Source organism: Candidatus Poriferisodalis multihospitum (genome assembly GCF_028283155.1).
Lineage (GTDB): Bacteria > Actinomycetota > Acidimicrobiia > Acidimicrobiales > Poriferisodalaceae > Poriferisodalis > Poriferisodalis multihospitum.
Genome location: NZ_JAPYOK010000030.1, coordinates 30255 through 52079, shown reverse-complemented (window position 1 = coordinate 52079; position 21825 = coordinate 30255). Strand labels below are relative to the sequence as shown.

At 67.8% G+C, this 21825-nt stretch carries 25 protein-coding genes; 4 read left to right on the top strand and 21 right to left on the bottom strand.

The genetic code is table 11. The features are described 5' to 3' along the window. Positions 1-141: 141 nt before the first annotated feature. On the bottom strand, positions 142-435 hold the full coding sequence (locus VI480_RS02030) for a hypothetical protein (protein ID WP_323671143.1): 294 nt from the start codon (positions 433-435) through the stop codon (positions 142-144). A gap of 38 nt (positions 436-473) precedes the next feature. Continuing rightward, positions 474-788, bottom strand: coding sequence for an AbrB/MazE/SpoVT family DNA-binding domain-containing protein (locus tag VI480_RS02025; RefSeq protein ID WP_323671142.1), 315 nt, complete (start codon positions 786-788; stop codon positions 474-476). Positions 789-936: 148 nt separating this feature from the next. Between VI480_RS02025 and VI480_RS02020 the strand changes: the two genes are divergently transcribed. After that, the gene (locus VI480_RS02020) at positions 937-2442 is read left to right on the top strand and encodes an AAA family ATPase (protein ID WP_323671141.1); all 1506 of its coding nucleotides are present in this window, start codon (positions 937-939) and stop codon (positions 2440-2442) included. Positions 2443-2511: 69 nt separating this feature from the next. Continuing rightward, entirely contained in the window at positions 2512-3471 is a 960-nt protein-coding gene (locus tag VI480_RS02015; RefSeq protein WP_323671140.1) for a PD-(D/E)XK nuclease family protein, read from the top strand. A 47-nt stretch (positions 3472-3518) separates the two neighbouring features. Here the strand turns inward: VI480_RS02015 and VI480_RS02010 are convergent, their stop codons facing one another. The 14 genes from VI480_RS02010 to VI480_RS01945 form a co-directional block, all read right to left on the bottom strand. Next, a complete protein-coding gene (locus VI480_RS02010; RefSeq protein ID WP_323671139.1) occupies positions 3519-4145 on the bottom strand; it encodes a GNAT family protein in 627 nt (208 codons plus the stop codon). Between the two features lie 31 nt (positions 4146-4176). Continuing rightward, positions 4177-5223 (bottom strand): Ppx/GppA phosphatase family protein, encoded by a 1047-nt coding sequence (locus VI480_RS02005; protein ID WP_323671138.1) that lies wholly within the window; start codon positions 5221-5223, stop codon positions 4177-4179. Beyond that, complete coding sequence (locus VI480_RS02000) at positions 5213-5713, bottom strand: DUF501 domain-containing protein (protein WP_323671137.1); 501 nt, start codon at positions 5711-5713, stop codon at positions 5213-5215. The genes VI480_RS02005 and VI480_RS02000 overlap by 11 nt, the downstream gene beginning before the upstream one ends. Positions 5714-5799: 86 nt before the next feature. Then, positions 5800-6489 carry an SRPBCC family protein gene (locus VI480_RS01995; RefSeq protein WP_323671136.1) on the bottom strand — a complete coding sequence of 230 codons (690 nt, stop codon included), beginning with the start codon at positions 6487-6489 and terminating at the stop codon, positions 5800-5802. After that, positions 6480-7046, bottom strand: coding sequence for a nucleotidyltransferase family protein (locus VI480_RS01990; RefSeq protein WP_323671135.1), 567 nt, complete (start codon positions 7044-7046; stop codon positions 6480-6482). The genes VI480_RS01995 and VI480_RS01990 overlap by 10 nt, the downstream gene beginning before the upstream one ends. Positions 7047-7068: 22 nt before the next feature. Continuing rightward, a complete protein-coding gene (locus VI480_RS01985; protein WP_323671134.1) occupies positions 7069-8235 on the bottom strand; it encodes an acyl-CoA dehydrogenase family protein in 1167 nt (388 codons plus the stop codon). A gap of 33 nt (positions 8236-8268) precedes the next feature. Then, complete coding sequence (locus VI480_RS01980) at positions 8269-9060, bottom strand: XdhC/CoxI family protein (protein WP_323671133.1); 792 nt, start codon at positions 9058-9060, stop codon at positions 8269-8271. Further along, positions 9057-9374, bottom strand: a complete 318-nt coding sequence (locus VI480_RS01975; RefSeq protein ID WP_323671132.1) for an XdhC family protein — start codon at positions 9372-9374, stop codon at positions 9057-9059. The genes VI480_RS01980 and VI480_RS01975 overlap by 4 nt, the downstream gene beginning before the upstream one ends. 75 nt (positions 9375-9449) lie before the next feature. Then, positions 9450-10622, bottom strand: a complete 1173-nt coding sequence (locus VI480_RS01970) for a vWA domain-containing protein (protein ID WP_323671131.1) — start codon at positions 10620-10622, stop codon at positions 9450-9452. A gap of 78 nt (positions 10623-10700) precedes the next feature. Then, complete coding sequence (locus VI480_RS01965; RefSeq protein ID WP_323671130.1) at positions 10701-11606, bottom strand: MoxR family ATPase; 906 nt, start codon at positions 11604-11606, stop codon at positions 10701-10703. A gap of 31 nt (positions 11607-11637) precedes the next feature. Beyond that, positions 11638-13305, bottom strand: coding sequence for a tetratricopeptide repeat protein (locus VI480_RS01960; protein WP_323671129.1), 1668 nt, complete (start codon positions 13303-13305; stop codon positions 11638-11640). A gap of 134 nt (positions 13306-13439) precedes the next feature. Beyond that, positions 13440-14267 (bottom strand): EamA family transporter, encoded by an 828-nt coding sequence (locus VI480_RS01955; protein ID WP_323671128.1) that lies wholly within the window; start codon positions 14265-14267, stop codon positions 13440-13442. A gap of 75 nt (positions 14268-14342) precedes the next feature. After that, positions 14343-15380, bottom strand: coding sequence for an aldo/keto reductase (locus tag VI480_RS01950; protein ID WP_323671127.1), 1038 nt, complete (start codon positions 15378-15380; stop codon positions 14343-14345). 57 nt (positions 15381-15437) lie between these two features. Then, positions 15438-16454 (bottom strand): fatty acid desaturase, encoded by a 1017-nt coding sequence (locus VI480_RS01945; RefSeq protein WP_323671126.1) that lies wholly within the window; start codon positions 16452-16454, stop codon positions 15438-15440. A 135-nt stretch (positions 16455-16589) separates the two neighbouring features. Here VI480_RS01945 and VI480_RS01940 point away from each other — a divergent pair, with 135 nt between their 5' ends. Beyond that, the gene (locus tag VI480_RS01940) at positions 16590-17333 is read left to right on the top strand and encodes an SDR family oxidoreductase (protein ID WP_323671125.1); all 744 of its coding nucleotides are present in this window, start codon (positions 16590-16592) and stop codon (positions 17331-17333) included. A 59-nt stretch (positions 17334-17392) separates the two neighbouring features. Here the strand turns inward: VI480_RS01940 and VI480_RS01935 are convergent, their stop codons facing one another. Both VI480_RS01935 and VI480_RS01930 read right to left on the bottom strand, forming a co-directional pair. Continuing rightward, positions 17393-18220, bottom strand: coding sequence for a xanthine dehydrogenase family protein subunit M (locus tag VI480_RS01935; RefSeq protein ID WP_323671124.1), 828 nt, complete (start codon positions 18218-18220; stop codon positions 17393-17395). A gap of 13 nt (positions 18221-18233) precedes the next feature. Continuing rightward, entirely contained in the window at positions 18234-18704 is a 471-nt protein-coding gene (locus VI480_RS01930) for a (2Fe-2S)-binding protein (protein WP_323671123.1), read from the bottom strand. A 225-nt stretch (positions 18705-18929) separates the two neighbouring features. Here VI480_RS01930 and VI480_RS01925 point away from each other — a divergent pair, with 225 nt between their 5' ends. After that, entirely contained in the window at positions 18930-19457 is a 528-nt protein-coding gene (locus VI480_RS01925; RefSeq protein WP_323671122.1) for a helix-turn-helix domain-containing protein, read from the top strand. A 67-nt stretch (positions 19458-19524) separates the two neighbouring features. On the opposite strand, the gene VI480_RS01920 is transcribed toward VI480_RS01925, so the two are convergent. From VI480_RS01920 to VI480_RS01910, 3 genes are read right to left on the bottom strand one after another with little or no spacing between them, the layout of a single operon-like run. Beyond that, on the bottom strand, positions 19525-19926 hold the full coding sequence (locus tag VI480_RS01920) for a septum formation initiator family protein (RefSeq protein WP_323671121.1): 402 nt from the start codon (positions 19924-19926) through the stop codon (positions 19525-19527). 44 nt (positions 19927-19970) lie between these two features. Next, complete coding sequence (eno, locus tag VI480_RS01915) at positions 19971-21266, bottom strand: phosphopyruvate hydratase (RefSeq protein ID WP_416246621.1); 1296 nt, start codon at positions 21264-21266, stop codon at positions 19971-19973. 52 nt (positions 21267-21318) lie between these two features. After that, positions 21319-21813 (bottom strand): MazG nucleotide pyrophosphohydrolase domain-containing protein, encoded by a 495-nt coding sequence (locus VI480_RS01910; RefSeq protein WP_323671120.1) that lies wholly within the window; start codon positions 21811-21813, stop codon positions 21319-21321. Between the last annotated feature and the right edge of the window lie 12 nt (positions 21814-21825).

Here is a 21825-nt window from a genome sequence, read left to right as displayed (position 1 = left end):
GTCCGAGTCCTCGAAGCCGAGATCGGCCAACTGCTCGCCGAGGTCACCGCATGACGCGGCCTTACGACGCCTACCGGGAATCTGCGGCAGACTCGGTGTGGAGAATCCCGGAGCAGGGACTGTGGCCGAGGTGAACAGCGGCTACGGGCGACGGAAGATTGCATGGGTTCCCACTCGCCGCCAGATGATGTGCGGTTGCCCTTGGGCCCGCTCCTCGCCGTAGGCGAACGTTGCCCGACCATCCTCGGCCCAGCTCATCTCGAACACGCCCGAACTTCCCTTGACGCCCTTGACCCGTAAGCCGGGCCGCGGAGAGCTGCCGGCGGCCAAGTCCTCCACGAACTGTGCAACTGCGGCGAGGAAGGCGGCCTGGTTGCCGCGGTCCAGTCTGGCGAATTCCCGCCCGAACACGACTTCCCACTCGAACGTCGGCATGGCGCTACAGCGTCGGCACCAATCAGGTCGCGGTCGGCTCAGTCTTCGATGACTGATGGTTCGCTGGGCCGGTCGGCCTGAGCCCGCAGCGCGTCGAGAAACTCATCGGCAGAGTCGAACACCGGGCCCAGCCGGCCGGCCGCTCGATCAACTTCGATCTGTTTCTCGCCTTCTTGCCACTCCGGTGTCCAGTACCAAGCTTGATCGGGATCACGCTTTGCGCAGGGTCGAAGCAGAATGCCATCGTTGACGACTTCAGCCTCAAGCTCGGTGCCGTCGTGCAGGCCCGCGGCAAGCCGAAGTTCCTTCGGCAGTGTCACCCGTCCATCGACGGTGAGCCGCGTCAACACCATCTCATCACCATACCGGTGCCGCTGACCCCGCCTGCCAGAGCCCCTCGCCGAAGACCTCGCAGCTGATCTCCTCGTAGACGACTGTAGTAAGTTCATTTATGATAATTGTATTTGTGATAACTGGACTTAACTGGCAAGTGGAGCGCGGATGAACACGCCGGTCAAGCCGAGCACACTCTTCGACCGAGAGGCTGAGTGGGACGACCTGTCACGCTTTGCTTCTCCGGCGCTTCCGGGACTGCGGCTGGGCATCGTGTACGGCCGGCGCCGCTTCGGCAAGAGCTTCTTGCTGCGCCGCCTTGCCGAGACCATGGACGGCGTGTATCACCTGGCGCTGCGAGAGGAGCGCAGACCCGCATTGGACCGCTTCGCCAGCAGCCTCAGTCAGCAGCTTCAGTGGGCGCCGCCGCAGCCGTTCCGGGACTGGATCGATGCCATGGAACAGGCGGTCGGCGTGCTGGGAAGACGCGGGACGCAGCCGCAAGTGCTGGTGATCGACGAGTATCCCTATCTCTGCCAGAACAGTCCTGATCTGGACTCGGCGATTCAGGCGCTGATGGACGAAGCCTCAGCCGGGCGCCTGGCGGAGCGGTGGACGGCACCGGTAAGCGTTGTGCTGTGCGGCTCGGCTGTGTCGGTGATGGCACGAATCCTCAGCGGTACCTCGCCCCTGCGAGGCCGAGCAACGCTGGACATGCCGCTGGCTGCGTTCGACTACCGGCAAGCCCGCGGCTATTGGGGCATAGACGATCTGAATACGGCATTCGCGGTCGACACAGTGGTGGGCGGGGCTGCCGGCTACAAGGACCTCACTGCCGATGCCGGCATCCCAGCCACCCGTCACGACCTGCCTGCGTGGCTGGCGGCGACGGTGCTGAACCCGTCTCATGTCCTCTTCCGAGAAGACGAATACCTGTTGCGAGAGGACCCCCGCATCACCGATGAAGCCGTCTACTACTCCGTGCTGCAGGCCGTAGCCAATGGACGCGGCACGCCGACCAAGATTGCCGAGGCGCTCGCTCGCACCTCGAACGACATCAGCCATCACCTGGGGGTCATGACCACGGCCGGTTTCGTCGTGCGCCACGAGGATCTCCTGGCCGACCGGCGACCGCTCTATCGGGTGGCCGATCCGATCGTGCGATTCCACCACCTGATCAACCGGCGTCACCGCGGCCGACTCGAAGACCGTCAGGCACTCGAGGTATGGACCGAGTCAGAAGCCACGTACCGCTCAGGGATCGCCGGTCCGCACTTCGAGTCGATGTGCCGTCTGTGGACCGACCGCTACGCCTCCGAGGCAGCCCTCGGCGGCCCTGCAGGCCCGTCGGCCTCGTTGCAAGCGAACGACCGCCGTGCACGTCAGTCGTTCGAGCTGGACGTGGTGGCGCTGAGGCGCGGCCCGGCGGAGGGCACTCTGCGGATCATCCAGCTCATCGGCGAGGCGAAGGTTCATCAGCTCGACGTCGATGCTCTAGAACGCCTCGACCGCATCGGCGGTCTGCTGGACGGTCGCTCCGGCGTCACCCTGGCACCGACAGCCAAGCGATTGCTGTTCGCTGCCCGAGGATTCACGCCCAGACTCACCGCTGCCGCCGCTGCGCGTCCCGATGTCGAGCTCGTCGACCTCGCCCGCCTGTACGAGAGCGATTGAACTCCCGGTGCCGGTTGGATCGAAGGACGTGACACGAATGGCTGGCAGTTCGGGCAACAATGAGCAGGCATGACCGAGACAGCTCCGGGGTTGCTGCCTGCACAACAAGCGACGCTCGATGTCATTCGCGTGCCCGCCGAGCGGCGCCCCACCTACCCCACGAGCTTCGCCGCCGACCTGCGTGCCGAGGCTGAAGCAGCGCTCGCCGGGCTGATCGGCGCAGCGGGCGACATCGACAGCCGAGGGCTGTGGGTGTCCAAGCGTGATCTGGCCGGGGTCTTCGGCTGCGAAGCCCGCCACCTCGCCGACAGCGATGCTCCCTTCGAATGGACAGTGCCGACTGCGCGCGGCACGGTGCTGCACAAGGCCGTCGAACTGTCCACCCATCGGCGCTTCGAACCTGAAGAAGCGGTCGATGCTGCGCTCGAGCGTCTCGTCGCCGACGACGACAACCTCGGCAGCTTCCTGGCCGAGGCATCGGACGGCGAGCGCGCCGATCTGACAGCCAACTGCGTTGCGCTGCTCACCCGCTTCGGCGAGACCTTCCCGCCGATGCAGCGTGCCTGGCGGCCCGCCGCCGAAGTCCGTGCCCGCGCACGGCTGTGCGGCGGTGCCTTCGTGCTCAGCGGCAAGTACGACCTCACGCTCGGATCGCCCGCGCCGCTGGGTGGACCCGACCATCTCCAGCGCGCCGGCAAGGTCATCATCGACCTCAAGACCGGATCACGCACACCGACCGACCCGGAAGACCTGCGGTTCTACGCCCTCGTCGAGACGCTCTCCGTGGGTGTTCCGCCGCTGGGCATCGGCTCGTTCTACGTCGCCGAGGGCCGCATCGAGCACGAGGCAGTGACTGCCGGGGTGCTCGACAGCGCGCTGCGTCGCACCGTGGACGGCATCGGCCGACTCATCACCTTGCGCACGGACAGACGTGAGCCGCGGCGCGTGCCCGGCCCGCCGTGCCGTTGGTGCCCGATCTCGGCCGATTGCGAGCCGGGTCAGGTCTGGCTGTCAGACCCCGACGACTGAGCCGGACTGCTCGGGCCGCTGCCGACAGGCTGTATCGCGGTTACCGCCTACCCGTCCGTTGGCATCGAAGCACGACCCAGCCGCGCAGCCCGTAGTCGCGCCGCCATCTCTTCTCGGCGGGTCCGCCATTCCTCCAGCGTCAGGCCAAAGCGCTCGTGGTCTTCCCACACGCCGGCGATCTGGATGTATCCCTGCGCGATTCCCTCCGAGCGCAATCCCAGCTTCTCCACCACCCGCAGGCTGGCAGCGTTGCGCGGCATGATCGACACCTGCACGCGGTGCAAGCCGACCTGATCGAAGGCGAACCCGAACACCGCCAGCAGTCCTTCGGCGACCAGTCCCTTGCCGGCCCGCCGTTCGTCGATCCAGTAGCCCACATGGGCGCTCTGGAATGCCCCACGCGCCACATGTGAGACATTGATCTCGCCGCAGAACCAGCCGTCGTGCCAGAGGCCGAAGTCGAACGCCGTGCCCAGCGAGCGCTCACGTTCACGGACGCGGCAGCGATTGGCGAACGCTTGGGGGTCGCGCGACGGATCGGGCGCGCTGGCGGGCGGGCGAGGCTCCCACTTTGCCAGCCAGTCGCGGCACCGTTCGCGGACTTCGTTCCACTGGGCGAAGTCTGACGGCACGAGCGGGCGAAGCTCAAGCCGCTCAGTGCGCAGTCGACTCACCCTGCGCACAGTACTGGCGCGCCGCCGGCGCTCACCGAGCGGCATCGGTGCCTGCTTCGCGGAGCTCAGCCGCTGGACTGGCCTGCGCTTCGCGGAGCTCAGCCGCTATGCCGTCGAGGAGATCGCGCTCGCGCACGATGCACTCGTCGATGTCCCAATGACGCATGACCGCAACGAGGATGCAGCAGCCGCCCACGATCACAGGCGCCCGATCGATGTGCAGTCCCGGATTGTGGACGCGGTCAGCCAGCCGCTCGGTGGCCAGCGTGCGGAAGACATCCTCTGCCGCGGCCCGACTCAGCACGAACCCGTCGATGACTTCAGGATCGTAGGGATCGAGGCCGATCTCGACCGCGGCCACCGTTGTGACTGTCCCGGCGATACCCACGAGCCGTGCCGCCGCGGCACCCTGCGCGATCACCGGATGATCACGTTCGATGTCGTCCAGGTGCAGACGCGCCACCGAGATCGCCGAACTCAACTCCTCAGGCCGGGGAGGATCCGACGCCAGAAACCTCTCCGTCCACCGCACTGAGCCCATGTCCACGGAGGTCGCGGCATCCGGACGGGCGTCTGTCGACGGCATGCCGTAGGCGAACTCCGTAGAGCCGCCGCCGATGTCGAGCACCAGTGCAGCGCTTCTCTCCGCGAGAGCTGAGTCTGTGGGCGCGTCGGGATCGGATGACGTGCCGCGGCCGGCGAGGCCGGTGGTAGCCCCGGCAAATCCGTACGCGGCCTCGGCGTCGCCATCCAGCCGCTCGACGTCGGTGCCGAGCGCTTCGCTCGCCCGCTGCAGGAACTCAGCTCCGTTCGCGGCATCGCGCGCAGCACTGGTCGCGACGGCCCGCACCGCGGTCGCCTGGCGGTCTTCGATGATCTGGCGGTATTCCCGCAGCACGTCGACGACGCGGCCGATGGCGTCGTCGCGGAGCCGACCTCCGGCATCGACACCCCGCCCGAGCCCGGTGATGCGCAGCAGCCGCTGCCCCAGCCCCGTGCCGTCGTCGATGAGCAGGCGCGTGGAGTTCGTCCCGCAGTCCACGACCGCAACCGGAGCTGGCGACGGCTCAACGGCCATCAGAGCCCGCCACGGATACCGATTGAGTGGGTGCAGATACGGTCGCAGCGCCTTCGGCGGCCGATGACACGCCAATGTCGCCGAGCCGTGCCAGCACCCAATCGCCGACGGGATCATCGCCGCCCGCCAGTCTGTAGGCCAGGTGGGCGTGCAGGCACTTCACGCCTCGCGCCGTCCCCCCGATGCCGCCCGTCGGGCGCGGTCCGCTGTGATCCTGGGGCACCAGCGCGTCTCGTTCTGAGGCGTAGCGATCATGCGCCGCGGCGAGTGCCTCGGGAGCGACAGCCGCCTCAGCCGCCCGGACGCCGCCATCGCCCTCGAGCTGGGACACCCGCCGCCGCAGGTCGACGTCGACCAGCCAGTAGCGGGTGGGCATCGGGCGCCCGTCATCGAGCAGCGGAGCATTGGCGATCACCGCCGGCCGCCCGTCGTCATGCGCGACGGCCACATCGAAAGCGCACTGGGGCGGGCGGCCGAGCAGGGCGGCCACCTCGTCAATGTGAGCGGGCGTCAGGGGTGCGCCCGGGGCGCAACGAACGAGCAACGCCCTACGAGGCTGAGCCGGCAGGCAAGCCCTCAGCCTTGGCGGCGCTTGCGCCTGCGGCGACGGTTGAACAGGAAGAACACCACCACCGCGAGCGGTGCCAAGATGCGCTTGAGCATGGGCCGGCCCGCTGTCTCGAGCAGGTCGACCGGTTCAGGCTCGGCCATCTCGATCTGGCGTGGGCCCGACGAAGCTGGCGCCTCGCCTGTCTCGTCGGACGCCTCGGCGTCATCCGCCGGAGCATCGTCCGCAGCGGCGCCAGCATCATCCTGGTCGCCGAGCTCGGACAGCTTCTGTTCGAGCGAATCCACGAACTGACCGATGAGCTTCTCGGTGACATCGGCCATCACGCCACGTCCGAACTGCGCCACCTTGCCGGTGACCTTCAGGTCGGTGGCGATCGACACGACCGTGCCATCGCCGTCGGGCGTCATCTCGGCGGTCACCTCTGCGGCTGCGTTGCCCGCGCCGCGAGAGTCACGGCCGGACGCCTCGAGCACGATCCGGCGGTTGGCTTCGTCGAGCTCGACGAACTTCGCTGAGCCCTTGTATTGCGCCGTGATCGGGCCCACCTTGATCTTCACGCCACCCTTGAATTCATCGCCGTCGACCTCGGTGAGCTGCGCGCCCGGCATGCACGGCGCGATGAACTCGACATCGGTCAGCGTGCTCCACGCCTGCTCGAGGGGTATGCCGACACGGAATTCGCTCTTCAGCTCCATCTGCGCAGATCCTCCACGGTGTCGATGTCGTCGGGTAGCCCTTCGCAGGCTATCGGCACCACGATTTCCGGAAATCGCCGCATCACCGTCCGGCCGCCGTCGTCGCCGCCGTACGGCAACAGCGGCCAGACCTCGCGTGCCAGCCGGACCGGGTTGCGCCGCCGGCCGCCGTAGGTGCCAACGGCGATGGGCGCCGCGCAGTCGGCGACGGCCTGCCACGCCGCCGCCGTCACGAAAGGCTGGTCGGCGAGGCCCACCACGATCGCGTCGTGGCCCTGCCGGGCCGCCCACGACGCGGCGCAGCGAACCGATGACGCAATGCCCGATTCCCAGCGATCATTGTCGATCACGGCAATGTCGCCGCCGATCGCTGCAAGCACCCCGGAGACATCCACCGCTCCCGTGACCACCGCGACGGCATCGAGCGACGCCCCGAGCAGCGACCCCAAGGCACGACTCACCACGCTCTCGCCGTCGAGTTCCGCCAGCAGCTTGTGCTGCGGGCCTGCGAACCGGGTGCCAGCCCCCGCTGCCAGCAGCACTCCCGCCGTGGACACTGGCAGACGACCCTGAGCCTGGCTAGTACGAGCGAGGCAGGCCGAGCACCTTGGACGACACGAAGTTCATGACCATCTCCTGGCTGACCGGCGCAATCTTCATCAGCCGGGCCTCGCGCCAGTAACGCTCCACGTCGTATTCCTTGGCGTAGCCGAAGCCGCCGTGGGTCTGCATGGCCCGGTCGGCACACTCGAATGCTGCCTCCGACGCCAGATACTTGGCCAGATTGGCTTGCTCGCCGCAGGGCAGATCGTTGTCGTAGCGCCATGATGCGTCGCGCACCACCAATTCGGCCGCGTGCAGGCGGGCATGGCTGTCGGCCAGCGGGAAGGCGATGCCCTGGTTCTGGCCGATCGGGCGGCCGAAGATCACCCGGCTCTTCGCGTACTCGGCGGCACGACGCAGCGCGACTCGGCCGATGCCCAGTGCCTCAGCAGAGATCAGGATCCGCTCGGGGTTGAGGCCGTCGAGGATGTAGCGGAAACCCTCGCCCTCCTCACCGACGCGACGGTCGACCGGCACGCGCAGCCCGTCGTAGCGGACCTCGCACGACACCACGGCGTTGCGGCCCACCTTGGGGATCGGGGTGATGTCGACCGCCGGGTCCTGCAGGTCGACCAGCAGCAGGGTCATGCCCTGGGTCGGGCCGTCGCACAGCTCCTTGGGCGTCGTGCGCACCAGCAACAGGCACACGTCGCAGTACGGGGCCTTGGTGGTCCACACCTTGGCTCCGGTGATCACGTACTCGTCGCCGTCGCGCTCGGCTCGGGTGCGGATCGAGGTGGTGTCGGTGCCGGCGTCGGGTTCGGTGACGCCGAAGGCGGCGTGGATGGAGCCGTCGGCAACGCCCGGCAGGATCTCGGAGGCCAGCGCTTCCGAGCCGTACTTGCGCACCGGTTCCATGCCGAAGATCGACAGGTGCAGGGCCGAGCAGCCGTTCATGGCCGCACCGCTGGCAGCTACCTCCTCCAGCACGATCGACGCCTCGGTGATGCCTTGACCTCCGCCGCCGTACTCCTCCGGAATGGCGATGCCGACCCAGCCGCCTTCCGCCATTGCGTTGTAGAAGTCCCAGGGGAACTCGTGCTGCTCGTCGCGCTCGCGCCAGTACTCGTCGGGGAAGTCTGCACAGACGCGCCGCACGCCCTCGCGGATCGCCTCGTGGTCCTCGTTTTGGGTGAAGTCCATCGCGCCGACGCTACCGGGCGACCGCTGCCGGATTCAGTGGATGCGGCCTTCGCCGTCCTTGAGACGGGGGGCTTGGCGGCCGGTGTGCGAGGCGATGATCTCGGCCACGATCGACACGGCCGTTTCTTCGGGCGTGCGGCCGCCGATGTCGAGGCCGATCGGGGCCATGACCCGTTCTAGATCTTCGTCGGCGACGCCAGCCTCGCGGAGGCGCTCGGTTCGCTTCTCGTGGGTTGTGCGCGAACCCATCGCCCCGAGGTAGCCGACCCGAGTGGGCAAGGCGCCGACGATGGCGGGCACGTCGAACTTGTGGTCGTGAGTGAGCACGCACACCGCATCGCGGGGACCCAGCTCGTCGCCGATGCGGTCGAGCAGGCGATTGGGCCAGTCGACGACGACCTCGTCGGCCATCGGGAAGCGGCGCTTCGTCGCGAAGACCTCTCTTGCGTCGCACACCGTGACGCGGTAGCCGAGCAGCTTGGCCTGGGAGGCGAGCGCCCGGGTGAAGTCGACGGCGCCGAAGATGACCATGTGCGGGCGCCGGGCGTGGCACTCGACGAACACGCTGAGGTCCATCTGGCGAGCTTCGCCGTGCTGGCCGTAGTGGCGCACCTCGCTGATGCCAGCGTCCAGCATCCCCAAGGCGTCGCGCTCCACCACCCTGTCGAGATCGGGGTCGCCGAGGGTGCCGAGTGCCGCCTCGCCAGGCTGGACGAGCAGTTTCTCGCCGGCGTCTGGGCCGTCGATGATCGTGGCGAGCGCGACGGGCTCTTCGGCGCGGATGGCGTCCCGGAATGCCTCGTAGATGCCCGCAGCCTCACTCACCAGTCGAGTTCCTCCACGAACAGGTGGATCGTGCCGCCGCAGGTCAGCCCGACGGCGAATGCCTCGTCGTCGCTGTAGCCGAAGGTGGTGATCCCTGGACCCCGCCGTCCGCCCAGCAGTTCGAGTGCCTCGCCGACCACAGCGCCCTCGACGCAGCCGCCCGAGACCGAGCCGGCGACTTCCCCCTCTTGGTTCACGGCCATCGCAGCGCCTGGGTCGCGTGGCCCCGAGCCTTCGATGTCCACCACCCGGGCCACGGCCACTCGCTGGCCTGCAGCCCGCCACCGGTCGATGTCATCCAAGATCTCGTCCATGTCCCCAGTCTCCCTATTGACATTGTTGCGGCATCGGAGGGTCGTGCGTCGGGTGATCGTGCGGTTCGGCCGGTCTCAGGCCGCGATGGCAGCAGCCAGGTGTTCGAGCGAATCGAAGGAATGGCCTTCGATGAACTCGTCGACGTGCGGCAACGCCGCAGCCATGCCACGAGCCAACGGCGCGTAGCCAGGGGTGTGCTTCAGCGGGTTGACCCAGACCAGCCGGTGGGTCACCAGGTGCAGGCGGGCCATCTGCTCGGCCAGCTCGTCAGGTGCACCGCGGTCCCAGCCGTCCGAGCAGATCACCACGATGGCCCCGCGCGCATGGCCCCGCACTCCCCAGCGATCGTTGAATTCATGCAGCGTCGCGCCCAGCCGAGTGCCGCCCGACCAGTCCTGCACCGAGTCGGCAGCGGCCGCCAAGCCGGCGTCGGGGTCACGGGATGACAGCTCGCGGGTGACCCGGGTGAGCCGGGTGCCGATCGTGAACGCCTCCACCCGGGTCCGGCCGATCACCGCGGCGTGGGCGAACCGCACCAGCGCCCGGGCGTAGGGCTCCATGGAGCCCGACACGTCGAGCAGCAGCACCAAACGGCGCGGCTTGCGGTCGCCGACCAGGAACTCGCGCCGGATGGCCTCGCCGCCCGTCCTCAGCGCACGGCGGATGGTGCGACGCAGGTCCGGCCGCCGGGAGATGCGCTTGGCCCGAACGGCCCGCCGCGAGCGACGGGTGACTGCCTGGAAGCGCAGCTCGCCCATCAGGGCATGCAGCTCGGACAGCTCGCCATCGCTGCAATCGGCGAAGTCTTTGTGGCGCAGCGTCTCGACATCGCTGTAGCGGACCCGCAGTGTCGGGCCGGCATCGGGCTCATCGCCGTCGCTTGGCGGCGATGCAGCGCTGTCGTCGTCGGTGTCGGTGGCCAGGGTCACCGAGATCGGCGGCAGCTCCACGATGATCCCGCTAGGCGCACGGCCTTCCCAGAACACGGCGAAGGCCCGGTCGTACACACCGATGTCAGCCGGACTACCCACGAGCGTTGCGCGGCCTGCCCAGTACACGTCTTCACGGCTGGCAACTCCCAGCAGTCGCAGCGCTTCGGTGAATGCCATGACACGGCGGATGGTGACGGTCAGCCCCGCGCCACGCAGGATCGACGAGAAGGCTGAGGCCAGGCGCTCGGGCTCGTTGACGTGGCCGTCGGGTGCCGGCGCGGCGGCACCGAGATCCGTGCCGGTGGCGCCACTCATGGCGTCCCGCTCTTGTTCCCCGTGCTGATGCGATTGGGCTCACGGGCCGCTCGGGCCCGGGGCTCAGCCACGCGGCCCTCAGGCCTCGGCGACGGCGGCCATGATCATCTCCATCCCGACCGATGTGACCCGTTGCTGGTCCTCGCGGTACTTCAGCACCGTCCCCAGCGTGGCTTCAAGCATGGGAGTGTCCAATTCGGCGGCACCGAGACGCCCCAAGGCCGTGGCCCAGTCGATGGTCTCGGCCACACCCGGGGGCTTGTACAGCCGCATCTCGCGCATCACCGACACGGCGGAGGCCACCTGCCGTGCGAGCGCGCCGTCCACGTCGGGCAGCTTGAGCTTGACGATCTCGACCTCACGGTCGACCGACGGGTGCGAGACCCAGTGGTACAGGCAGCGGCGCTTGAGCGCATCGTGCACGTCGCGGGTCCGGTTGGAGGTGACCACCACAAGCGGTGGCCGGGCCGCTGTGATGGTGCCCAGCTCGGGCACGGTGACCGTGAAGTCCGACAGCACCTCGAGCAGGAAGGCCTCGAACTCGTCGTCGGCCCGATCCACTTCGTCGATCAGCAGCACTGCGGGCGTGACGTCGTCGTGATCGATAGCCCGCAGCAGCGGCCGGCGGATCAGAAAGCGTTCCGAATACAGCTCGTCCTCGATGGCCTCGGCGTCGGCCGCAGCGCGTCCCGCAGCCTCTGCGGTGCGCAGGTGGAGGAGCTGGCGCGTGTAGTCCCATTCGTAGAGCGCCTGAGCGGCGTCGATGCCCTCGTAGCACTGCAGGCGGATGAACTCCCCGCCGATCCAGGCCGCGAGCACCTTTGCCAACTCGGTCTTGCCCACGCCGGCATCGCCCTCCAGGAAGAGTGGCCGACCCATCGTGACCGACAGGTACACCACCGTCGACAGCCCCTCGTCGGGCAGGTAGCCATGCTCGGTCAGCGCCGCCGAGACATCAGCAGTAGTACCGGGCGCCGTGAACACAGCGGCCAAGGCTACGGCTTCGCATGCCGCGCTATGAGATCGTTTCCAACCGGCAGAAGCAGGACGCTGTGATGGGCACGTCTGCCCGTGCGATGGCGAGATCGAGGCGCTGGCGAATCAGCGGTTCCTCCACCGTCTCCCCTCGCCGCACGAGGCACTCGTGCAGACCGTGCAGGCTCCAGACGTTGTCGGGGTGCTGGCAGGGCCGGCGCAGCTGATCGTCCAAGCCCAAGTCGGCTCTGTACAGCGCCTCGGCCTCGTCGTACTGGCCTTGTTCCGACAGCAACGCGGCCAGCGCATGGCGTGTCGGCTGCATCCAGCCCCACGGCTCGTCGTAGGGCAGGTTGTCGTCGAGCTCCACCGCGTGGCGAAGATGATTGAACGCGACGTCGAAGTTGCCGCACCGGTACTCCACCTCGCCGTTCAGCATGGCCTCTGCCACGGTGAGGATGTCCAGACCGGTGTTGTTGAACAGCGTGCGGCTGGGCAGCACCTGGGCCTTGGCGGCGAGGAATTCCTCACGTTCGGCCAGCGCATCGTCAACCTGGCTCAGCGAGGCGTAGGCAACCGTGCGGGCGTAGCGCATCATGGCGGTGGTGACGCAATAGAACTGTTGGTCGAAGGGCAGGTGCTGGTCGAGGATCTCGTGCCACTTGCCGAAGCGCACGAACACGTGCTGCTTGATCGCCACGAACCCTTCCAGCCAGTCGGCCATGGGCGGCGAGCCGGTTCGCAGCAGTTCCTCCGGCAGCGTGCGGTTCATCTCCTCGGCCGCCTCAAGGGCTGGGGTGTACTGGCCGGCCAGCATCGCCCCATACACCTTGAAGTGGTAGTCATGGCAGCGGTAGGCGGAATAGAAGTTCATGGGACCCTTGAGGTCCAGGTACTTCCGATCCGCGACGATCGCGGCCGAGTTGCGCGTCACGACGTTGTGGTAATGGCCGCACAGCACATCGATATGGGTCGGCATGTGAACGAGGTGCCCGGCGTCCGGCGCCAGATCGACGAGCCGATCGCCGGCAGACAGCGCCCGCTCGGGATGCGGCGACATCTCCATGAGATGGATGTACATGTGCAGCAAGCCCAGGTGACGGTTGGCGCCTTCGGCGTCGAGCGTCTCGAAGGCAGTCTCCAGCACATCGACCGCCTCAAGCGTGCCCGCGCCCTCCGCCGGCTCTCCGGTGACCAGGTCCCACAGCTCCCAAGGGGTGCGGTTCATGATCGCCTCGGCGAACAGTGTGCAGACATCCAGGTCGCCGCGGTGCGACCGGTGGACCTCGCGCATTGCGTCCGCGTAGGCGTTGTTCCATCGCCGGAAGTCGTCTTCGTCGGGCGCTTCGGGCTGCGACGGGTAGCGGTACGCCAGCGCGCCGATCAGCGCGCGTTCGAGATCACCGGTGCCGGCTGAGGCAGACGCGGCCGCCGCTGCCTCGGTCCGTGCCCGGTCGAGCGAAGAGCGCAGATCGTCCTCATCGAAATCTTCCCACGGCTTGTTGTAGTTCGGGCCGACGGCGTACGCGATGCCCCAGTGCGCCATGGCGAAGTTGACGTCGTGCAACAGTGCGCGCTCGAAGCAGGCGATCGCCTCTTCATGATGGAAGCCGTAGCACCACGCCATGCCGCGGTCGAACCAGAGCTGGGCTTCGGCGTCAGACGTCGTGACCGGCCAGCGATACGAGCCCAGATCGAAGTACGCCATCGCGGTGTTCCGAATCCTCCTGGCCGTCGGGCTGTTCCCCAATAGCCCAGTATCTCTCACGAATTCGGCAAGAGTCATGAAGATTGTTCAACTCGCAGATGCGGGCAAGTTCACGACTCGACCGCCTGTCGTGCTCAGCCCACGGCGATCATCGACGTGCCGGCCAGTGCCGCAGCGATGCCGATGCCCTGCCACCAGCGCAGCGTGTCGTCATCGAAGAGCACCGCCAGAGCGATCGTCACCACCGGATACAGCGACGCTGCGACGGCGACTTCGCTGAGCGGACCGCGTTGCAGCCCGGCGATGAAGGCGCCCATGCCGGCCCCGCCGGCCACTCCCCCTGCGAAGCCGGCGAGGCGGAGCGAGGGAGGCAGTATCTGCGGTATCCGCCGGACCCTGGTCACCGCCAGCATGCACGCCAGCGCCGCCGTCCGCTGGGTGACCGCCGGCCACATGCCGCTGTCGAGACTGGTCTCGCCCAACAGCACCGTGGCTGTCGCGAACGAGACTCCCGCCAGCAGTGCGAAGGCGATGCCGCGCCCGATGTCTCCGCGCAAGTCCGGCACGATGACCGCGGCCAGCAACCCGGCAATGGTCACGGCGATGCCTGCGGCCACCACCGACGAGGGCCGCTCGCCAGCCGCGAGCCCGTATGCCAGCGGCCCCAGCGCGGTGGAGGCGGCGACCACCGGCGAGGCGATCGCTGCGGAGGACACGGCCATGCTGTGCCACATCGCCGAGAGCGCTAGCGCCATCAAGACTCCCGATACGGCCCCGAGCGCGAGGGCCGCGCCGCCGGGCGAGCCCGGCACCAGCAACAGCAGCACCACCGTCACGACCAGCCCGCCCATGAACGCGGTGCCGACTGCGGTCATGGCCCGCGCGCGTCGGCTGCAGTAACGACCGAAGTAGTCGGATACGCCGATCAAGACCGACGCCGCAGCGCCCAGCAGCACCGGCATGCGAATCGCACGCTAGTGGTGTGCCCAGTTGCGCTTGGCGGCCGCCGTCGCGCATCGGCGGACCGTTCTTCGGTGTCAGCTGGTGCCGAGCGAGAGCAGGTTCTCGACGGGCTGGTAGAGCTCCTCGAGGTAGGCCGTGTCGTCCGCGCTGAGCTCGATGGTCGTGGCTTCGACGAGCTGGTCGAGCTGGCTGATCTTGGACACGCCGACCACGGGGGCGGTGATCTCGGGCTTGTTGGCGAGCCACGCCAAGGCGATCTGGGCGGGGCGCACATCGAGTCGCTCGGCCACCTCAGACACCCGCGCAGCGATGTCGAAGTCGCGCTCGCCCAGGTAGAGGCTTTCGGTGCGAGCACGGTCCTGGCCCTTGGAGCGGTCGGTTGTGCCGGCGTCGAGGCTGCCTTGGTAGGACCCGGTGAGAATGCCCCGCGCCAGCGGCGACCAGGGCGTCAGTGCGACTCCCGTGCTGACGCAGTACGGGTTCATCTCCCGCTCCTCCTCGCGATAGATGAGGTTGTAGTGGTTCTGCATCGACACGAACTTGGTCCAGCCGTGCATCTCGGCGGTGAGCTGCAGCTCCGCGAACTGCCACGCGAACATCGACGAGCCGCCGAGGTACAGCGCCTTGCCCGCCTTGACCACATCGTGTAATGCCTCCAAAGACTCAGCGATCGGCGTGTCGGCGCTTCCGGGGATGCCGTGGGGGTGGCGGTGGATGATCAGCTGGTCCACATAGTCGACGCCGAGGCGGCGCAGCGAATTGTCAACCCCCTCCATGATGTGCTTGCGGCTCAGGCCGCCCTCGTTGGGATTGCGCCCCATCGGAATCGACACCTTGGTGGTGAGCACGTACTGCTCGCGCGGCAGCAGCTCGCGCAGGATCTGGCCCACCACCTCTTCCGACGCACCCACCCCGTAGACATCGGCGCAGTCGAAGTAGTACAGGCCGCGCTCGATGGCAGCCTCGAAGATGGGGCGGGCCTGCTCGACGCCCAGGGTCCAGTCGCCCTGGTGGCCCCGTCCGGGCACGCCGAAGTTCATGGTTCCCAAGCAGAGCTCCGACACCTGGAGACCGCAGTTCGAACCGAGCTGGGTGGATTTCAGTCGCGACATGGCCACGAAACGTATTCGACGACGGCCCTGACCCGTCGGCCCGTCCCCGCCGGCGCCCTAGGACTGCTGCGAAGCGGGCTCGGGTGACCCAGCGGCGAGCGCCCGCCAGAGCGAGCGGTAGGTCGGCCACGAGGCGTCGGCTGGCAGGTAACCGTCTTCGATCAGTGCACTGTTCAACCGGCGCAGGTTGCGGGCCGGCACGCCGGAGTCAACATGGTGTGCCAGGTGGTAACCGACGTGGTACGGCACGAACAGCACCCGGGCCAGCCAGCTCTGGCGGATGTGATGCGTGGTATTGCGACGGTCGGGGGTACGGGTCATGCCGCCATGCTCGGCGATGGCCCGCAGCCGGTTGATGATCTGATACCAAGTGAAGAAGGGAACCGCCCACAAGAACAGGTACAGCCATGGGTGCCCTGCGAGCCAGAACGCTGTGAACACGATCGCCTGACCGGCGAAGAACCGCAGGCTGAGCGGCAGGAACTTGAGCTTGACCAAGCCGGTGAACCGGGGCTTGACGATGCGCCATGCCGACACGCCCACCGCATCCCGCACGAACTTTCGACGGAGCGACCGCCAGGCGATCGGGTAGAACGAGTACAGCAGGAAGTCGGGCTCCCGGGGGCCGAACTCGTCGCGGTGGTGGTTGGCGTGGCCCCTGCGGTAGTGGTGAGCGCCGGTGCCGAACGGGAACCAACCCACCAGGTTGATCCCGATCCGGTCATTCAGCCAGCGGTTCGAGAACAGCAGCCGGTGCGCCGCCTCGTGGTGCAGCACGAACATCCGCAGCTGCAGCGTGCCGATGACAGGCACAGCAGCAACGACAGCGAGCCAGTGCCCGATAGCAACCACCGCGGCGATGACGGCCGCCGGCGCCGCCATCGTGAGCAGCGCCTCCAGTGCATTGATCGCATTGGGAATGCGACGCAGCTCAGCCCGAAACTCCGGCCGCGGCCGTCCATCTGGACGCAGGCGGTCCGAGCCCTCGAACCGAGGCAGGTCCGAGCGCATCATGCCGCCGGTCATCTTCGCCACGAGCTCGTCGTGCGTCGGCGGTGCCGCAGTCGCGCTCACGCTTCGATGCTACGGCGCACGAGTCCTACGGTGGGGCTCGCAGGCACGCATTGCCGTGCGGGGGTTGGCTACGGTTCCGGGCGACTACACACCAGCTTGGTATAGCCACAGCGGGTCGAGACAGGGGAAGCGACGATGGACTTGGGAATTGCGGGACGCACTGCAGCGGTGGCCGCAGGATCGGCCGGGTTGGGACTCGGCTCGGCGAAGGCGCTCGCCGCCGACGGCGTGCGGGTGGCCATCTGCGGCCGCGACCCTGACCGTCTAGCGGCGGCAGCCGCAGAGATCGAGGGCGAGGTGCTGGCCATCACAGCCGACCTGAGCAACCCCGCCGAAGGACGCAGCTTCGTCGAGCAGGCCATTGCCGGGCTCGGCTCAGTGGACATCCTGGTCACCAATGCCGGCGGCCCGCCTCCCGGCATGTTCGAGAGCACCGAGATCGACGCCTACCAGATGGCCTTCGACATGAACTGCAAGGCCATGATCGAAATGTGCCGGGTTGCCATCCCGCCGATGCGCGAGCGCGGCTGGGGTCGGGTGTGCGCCATCACCAGTGTCGGCGTCAAGCAGCCCATCCCGTTCCTGCTCGCCAGCTCGGTCGCACGAGCCGGGTTGACCAGTTTCCTCAAGATCACGGCCAGGGAAGTGGCGGCCGACGGGGTGACGGTGAACTCGGCTCAGCCCGGCTCGCATTGGACCGATCGTGTCTCCAAGATGATGGACCGAGATCAGGCAGGCCAGAGCAACCCGATGGGCATCTGCGGCGAGTCTGACGACTTCGGCAGCGCAGTCGCGTTCCTGTGCAGCGAGCAAGCCAAGTTCATCACCGGCACTGGCCTGCTCATCGACGGCGGCCAAGCCACCGGCCTGCTGGACTGATCGCTTTTGCCGAGCCGCGTTCGGGCAGCTGCCCGACGGGCTCCCGCCTGAGAGCCGACCTAGGAGACGCCGGCTGCTTCGAGTGCTCGGCGGGTGAGCACCCGAGCGAGGTGGTTGCGGTAGTCCGGCGTGGCGTTCAGATCCGTGGGGGCATCCGTGCCCTCGGCGGCCTGCTCGGCAGCATCAGCAGCAGAGGCCCCGCCTGCCAGCGCTGCCTCGACTGCGCTGGCACGCAACGGCACTGAGCCCATGTTCACCAGCGCCACGTTGGTCCCGCCGTTGACGGTCACCGCAGCGGCACCGACGATCGCCCAGTCCTGAGCCCGTCGGTTGAACTTCTGGTAGTTCCAGCCGCTGCCGGGGGCCTTCGGGACCCGGATCTCGGTCAGCATCTCGTCATCTGCGAGTGCCGATTCGAAATAGCCCGTGAAGAAGTCGTCGGCAGAGATCTCGCGGCTGCCGTTCGGACCTTGGGCGACGAGCGTGCCGCCCAGTGCGAGCACGGCCGCCGGCAAGTCGGACGCCGGATCCGAGTGAGCCAGCGAGCCGCCGATGGTGCCGCGGTGGCGGACCTGCGGGTCGCCGACTTCGCCGGCCACATGGCCGAGCAGCGGGCACTCCGCCGCCAGCAGCTCGCTGGTCTCGAGTGCGCGGTGGCGGGTGAGCGCGCCGACAGCGATGTGATCACCGCCATCGTTGATGTAGCTGAGACCGCTGACACGGCCGATGTCCACGAGCACGCTCGGCACCGCCAAGCGCAGCTTCATCATCGGCAGCAGCGAATGGCCGCCGGCCAGCAGCTTGGCCTCGTCGCCATGCTCGCCGAGCAGCGCTATGGCCTCCTCCGCAGAGCCGGCCCGTACATAGTCGAATGCTGCAGGAATCATTGCTGCGCTCCCCTCAGGCCGCTGTCTCGCCGGCCGCGCAGGCCAGCACCGACTTGACGATGTTGTGGTACCCCGTGCAGCGGCACAGGTTCCCTTCCAGTCCCAAGCGGACTTCTCGCTCGGACGGGTCGGGATTCTCCTCAAGCAGCGATACCGCCGCCATGACCATGCCGGGAGTGCAGTAGCCGCACTGCAGGCCGTGGTTCTGGCGGAAGGCTTCCTGCATCGGATGCAGTTCGTCTTCGGACGGCGCCAAGCCCTCGATGGTCAGGATGTCCTCGCCGTCAGCCTGCGCCGCCAGCATCGTGCACGATTTCACCGATTCGCCGTTCACATGCACTGTGCAGGCGCCGCACGAGGACGTATCGCAGCCGATGTTCGTGCCTGTCAGCCGCAGGTCGTCCCGCAGCCAGTACACGAGCAGCGTGCGCGGTTCGACATCGCCGGTACGAGTCTCACCGTTCACAGTGACGCTGATCTCCACAATGACCCCTCTTCTCGTCGGCCGCGAGGCCGAGCAATCGCTGGCCCAAGCCGGGTGTCTGTCTACACGGCCCACAGGGCCGAGCGCGCACCATCATGCATCATCCGGCGGGAGCGCGCAGACACGGGGCCAAGTGGTCTGCGGGCACAGCAGTAGGTTGACGATGTGGTCCGCGATGCAGCCCCGGCAGGTACTGGCGGCACGTCGGCGCGCGCGAGCGAACCGATGCCAGCGAACACGCGCGGCTCGATCCTGCGACGCGCCCGTGACCTGTTCGCCCGGCAGGGCTACCGCGGCACGTCGATCCGGCAGCTCACCTTGGGGCTCGGCCTGACGCCGGCTGCGCTCTACTACCACTTCACCGGCAAGGAGGATGTGCTTGCCAGCGTCCTAGCCCCGATGGAGCGCGACGGCGAGACGATCATTGCCCGGATGGCCGAACTCGAGCGAACGCCGGACGCCATACGCGAGGTGTTCGATCGCTACTTCGACCTGCTGGCCCGCGACATCGCGATATTCCAGTTCGTTGCCAATGATCTCGATGTTCAGCGGAGCGCCGTGGGTCAGCGGTTGCGAGGCCAGGCCAGAGATCTCTTCGCGTGGCTCACCGGGTCCTCATCGGACGTCACCGATCGGATCCGGGCTGCAGCCGCGGTGGGCACTATCCGCCTGTCGATCGAGCAGAGCGGCGTGGACGCCGACACCCACCGCGATGCGATCATCGGGCGGGCCCTGCAGATCATGACCGACTAGCTCAGAGGCTGAGCCCCGGGGCCTGAGCGGCCCGTGAGCGGAGCGAACATGGGCGGAAAGCGACGCGTCAACCCTCGCCGTCGCCGAGCAGGTGGGCCACGCCCGGCAGCGGCCACGACGACGGCAGCGTGATCACGTCGGCAGGATCCACATTGAGGCGATACAGGGTGTCACCCTCGCGCACCAGCGAGAGCTGCTCACGCGCGATCCGCTCCACCACCACCGGATCCTTGGCCTCGGCCACTTGGACAGCCAGGTGGGATGTCTCCGCCTGCAGCCGCTCGAGCGTGTCGGCGGCGTGGTCAATGCTGCGCCGCTGAGACGTCAGCGACTGCCAAGGGAACAGCAGCACCGCCAGCAGGCCGACGGCGCTCACCACGATCACCAAGCTGATGAGCACCGCCAGAGGTCGAGGTCGACCGTCCCGACGGCGAGCTTGCGTCGGCAGGTCCGCCGGCGCCGTACTCATGGGCTCGGGGGCTTCATGGGTGCTGTGCCTCTGGGAAACGGGGTCTATGGGTCACGGGCAAGCGAGCTGCCGCCCCGGTACGCGGCATCTTCGCCGAGCTCTTCCTCGATGCGCAGCAGCCGGTTGTACTTGGCGACCCGATCGGACCGTGCCGGCGCGCCGGTCTTGATCTGTCCGCAGTTGGTGGCTACCGCCAAGTCGGCAATGGTGGTGTCCTCGGTCTCGCCCGAGCGGTGCGACATGACCGCGGTGTAGCCGGACCGCCCTGCCAACTCGACAGCGTCGAGCGTCTCGGTAAGCGTGCCGATCTGGTTGACCTTCACCAGCACGCTGTTGGCGACGCCGGCAGCAATGCCGCGCCCCAGCCGCTCGATATTCGTGACGAAGAGGTCATCGCCGACGAGCTGGACTCGCTCGCCGACCAAGTCGCCGAGCGTCGACCAGCCGTCCCAGTCGTCCTCGGCCATACCGTCCTCGACTGAGCAGATCGGGTAGCGCTCGCACAGGTCGGCCAGATAGCCGGCAAAGCCGGCGGCGTCGAGCTGGCGTCCCTCGCCGGCGAGGGTGTAGACGCCGTCTGCGTAGAACTCGGTGGACGCCACGTCGAGCGCCAGCGCCATGTCGACGCCCGGCTCGAAGCCGGCTTCGCTGATCGCTTCGATCAGCAGCGCCAGGGCTGCCTCGTTGGATTCCAGATCGGGTGCGAACCCGCCTTCGTCGCCGACCGCCGTCGACAGCCCGCGCGAGCGCAGGACGCCGCGCAGCACGTGATACGTCTCGGTGCCCCACCGCAGTGCCTCGGAATATGACGCCGCCCCTACGGGTGCGATCATGAACTCCTGCAGATCCACGTTGTTGTCGGCATGCTCACCGCCGTTGATGACATTCATCATCGGCGTGGGCAGCACATGTGCATTGGCACCGCCGATGTGGCGGTAGAGCGGCAGCCCCAGCGTCGCTGCGGCCGCGTGTGCTGAGGCCAGGGAAGCGGCCAGCACGGCGTTCGCACCCAATCGAGCTTTGTTCATCGTCGCGTCGAGCACGATGAGCGTGTGGTCGACCGACCGCTGATCGACGGCATCGAGACCTACCAGCGCTTCTGCGATCTCGCCGTTCACATGCCCTACGGCGACGGCGACCCCCTTGCCGCCATATCGCTCGCCGCCGTCCCGCAACTCGACGGCCTCGAATTGTCCCGTCGAGGCACCTGAGGGCACAATGGCGCGGCCCAAGGCGCCGCCTGCAGTCCGCACCTCGGCTTCGGTGGTGGGATTGCCACGGGAATCGAGGACTTCGCGGCCGATCACCCCGGTGATCTGCGTGGACGCGTGCGCTGTCACGCAATGCGAGGGTACCGGTGCGCCGGCCAGTTCTTCCGCGCTTGGCGCTGCGCTAGCTCTTGCGCGCTTCCCGCGCAGCGATGCGCTGTGCCCGAGCCTCACGCTCGGCGGCCTTGATCGCCTCCCACTGCACCGAGAGCTCGTCATCACTGGGCTCGGGCGCGTTCGGATCGCGCTGGAACACATGGGGATGGCGGCGCAGCATCTTGGCCTCGACGGTTTCGAGCACCTCAACCAGCGTGAACGTTCCCGCCTGCTCGCCGATCGCGGCATTCATCAAGACCTGCAGCAGCACATCGCCGAGCTCGGAAACCAGATCCTCGATGGCCGTCGCCGCTTCGTGCGCGTCACCGGCCAGCGCTTCGGATGCCGCCTGCAACGCCTCGGCCAGTTCCGAGGCCTCATCGAGCGCGTACGGAGCGAGCGTTGCGTGCGTCTGCACCCGGTCCCACGGGCATTCCCGACGCAGCCTGGCGACCACCTCGTGAAGCGAGACGAGTCGTTGCCCGAGGTCGGCTTGCTTGCCGGTGGGGAGCTCACCGGCCACGACAGCCTCCGC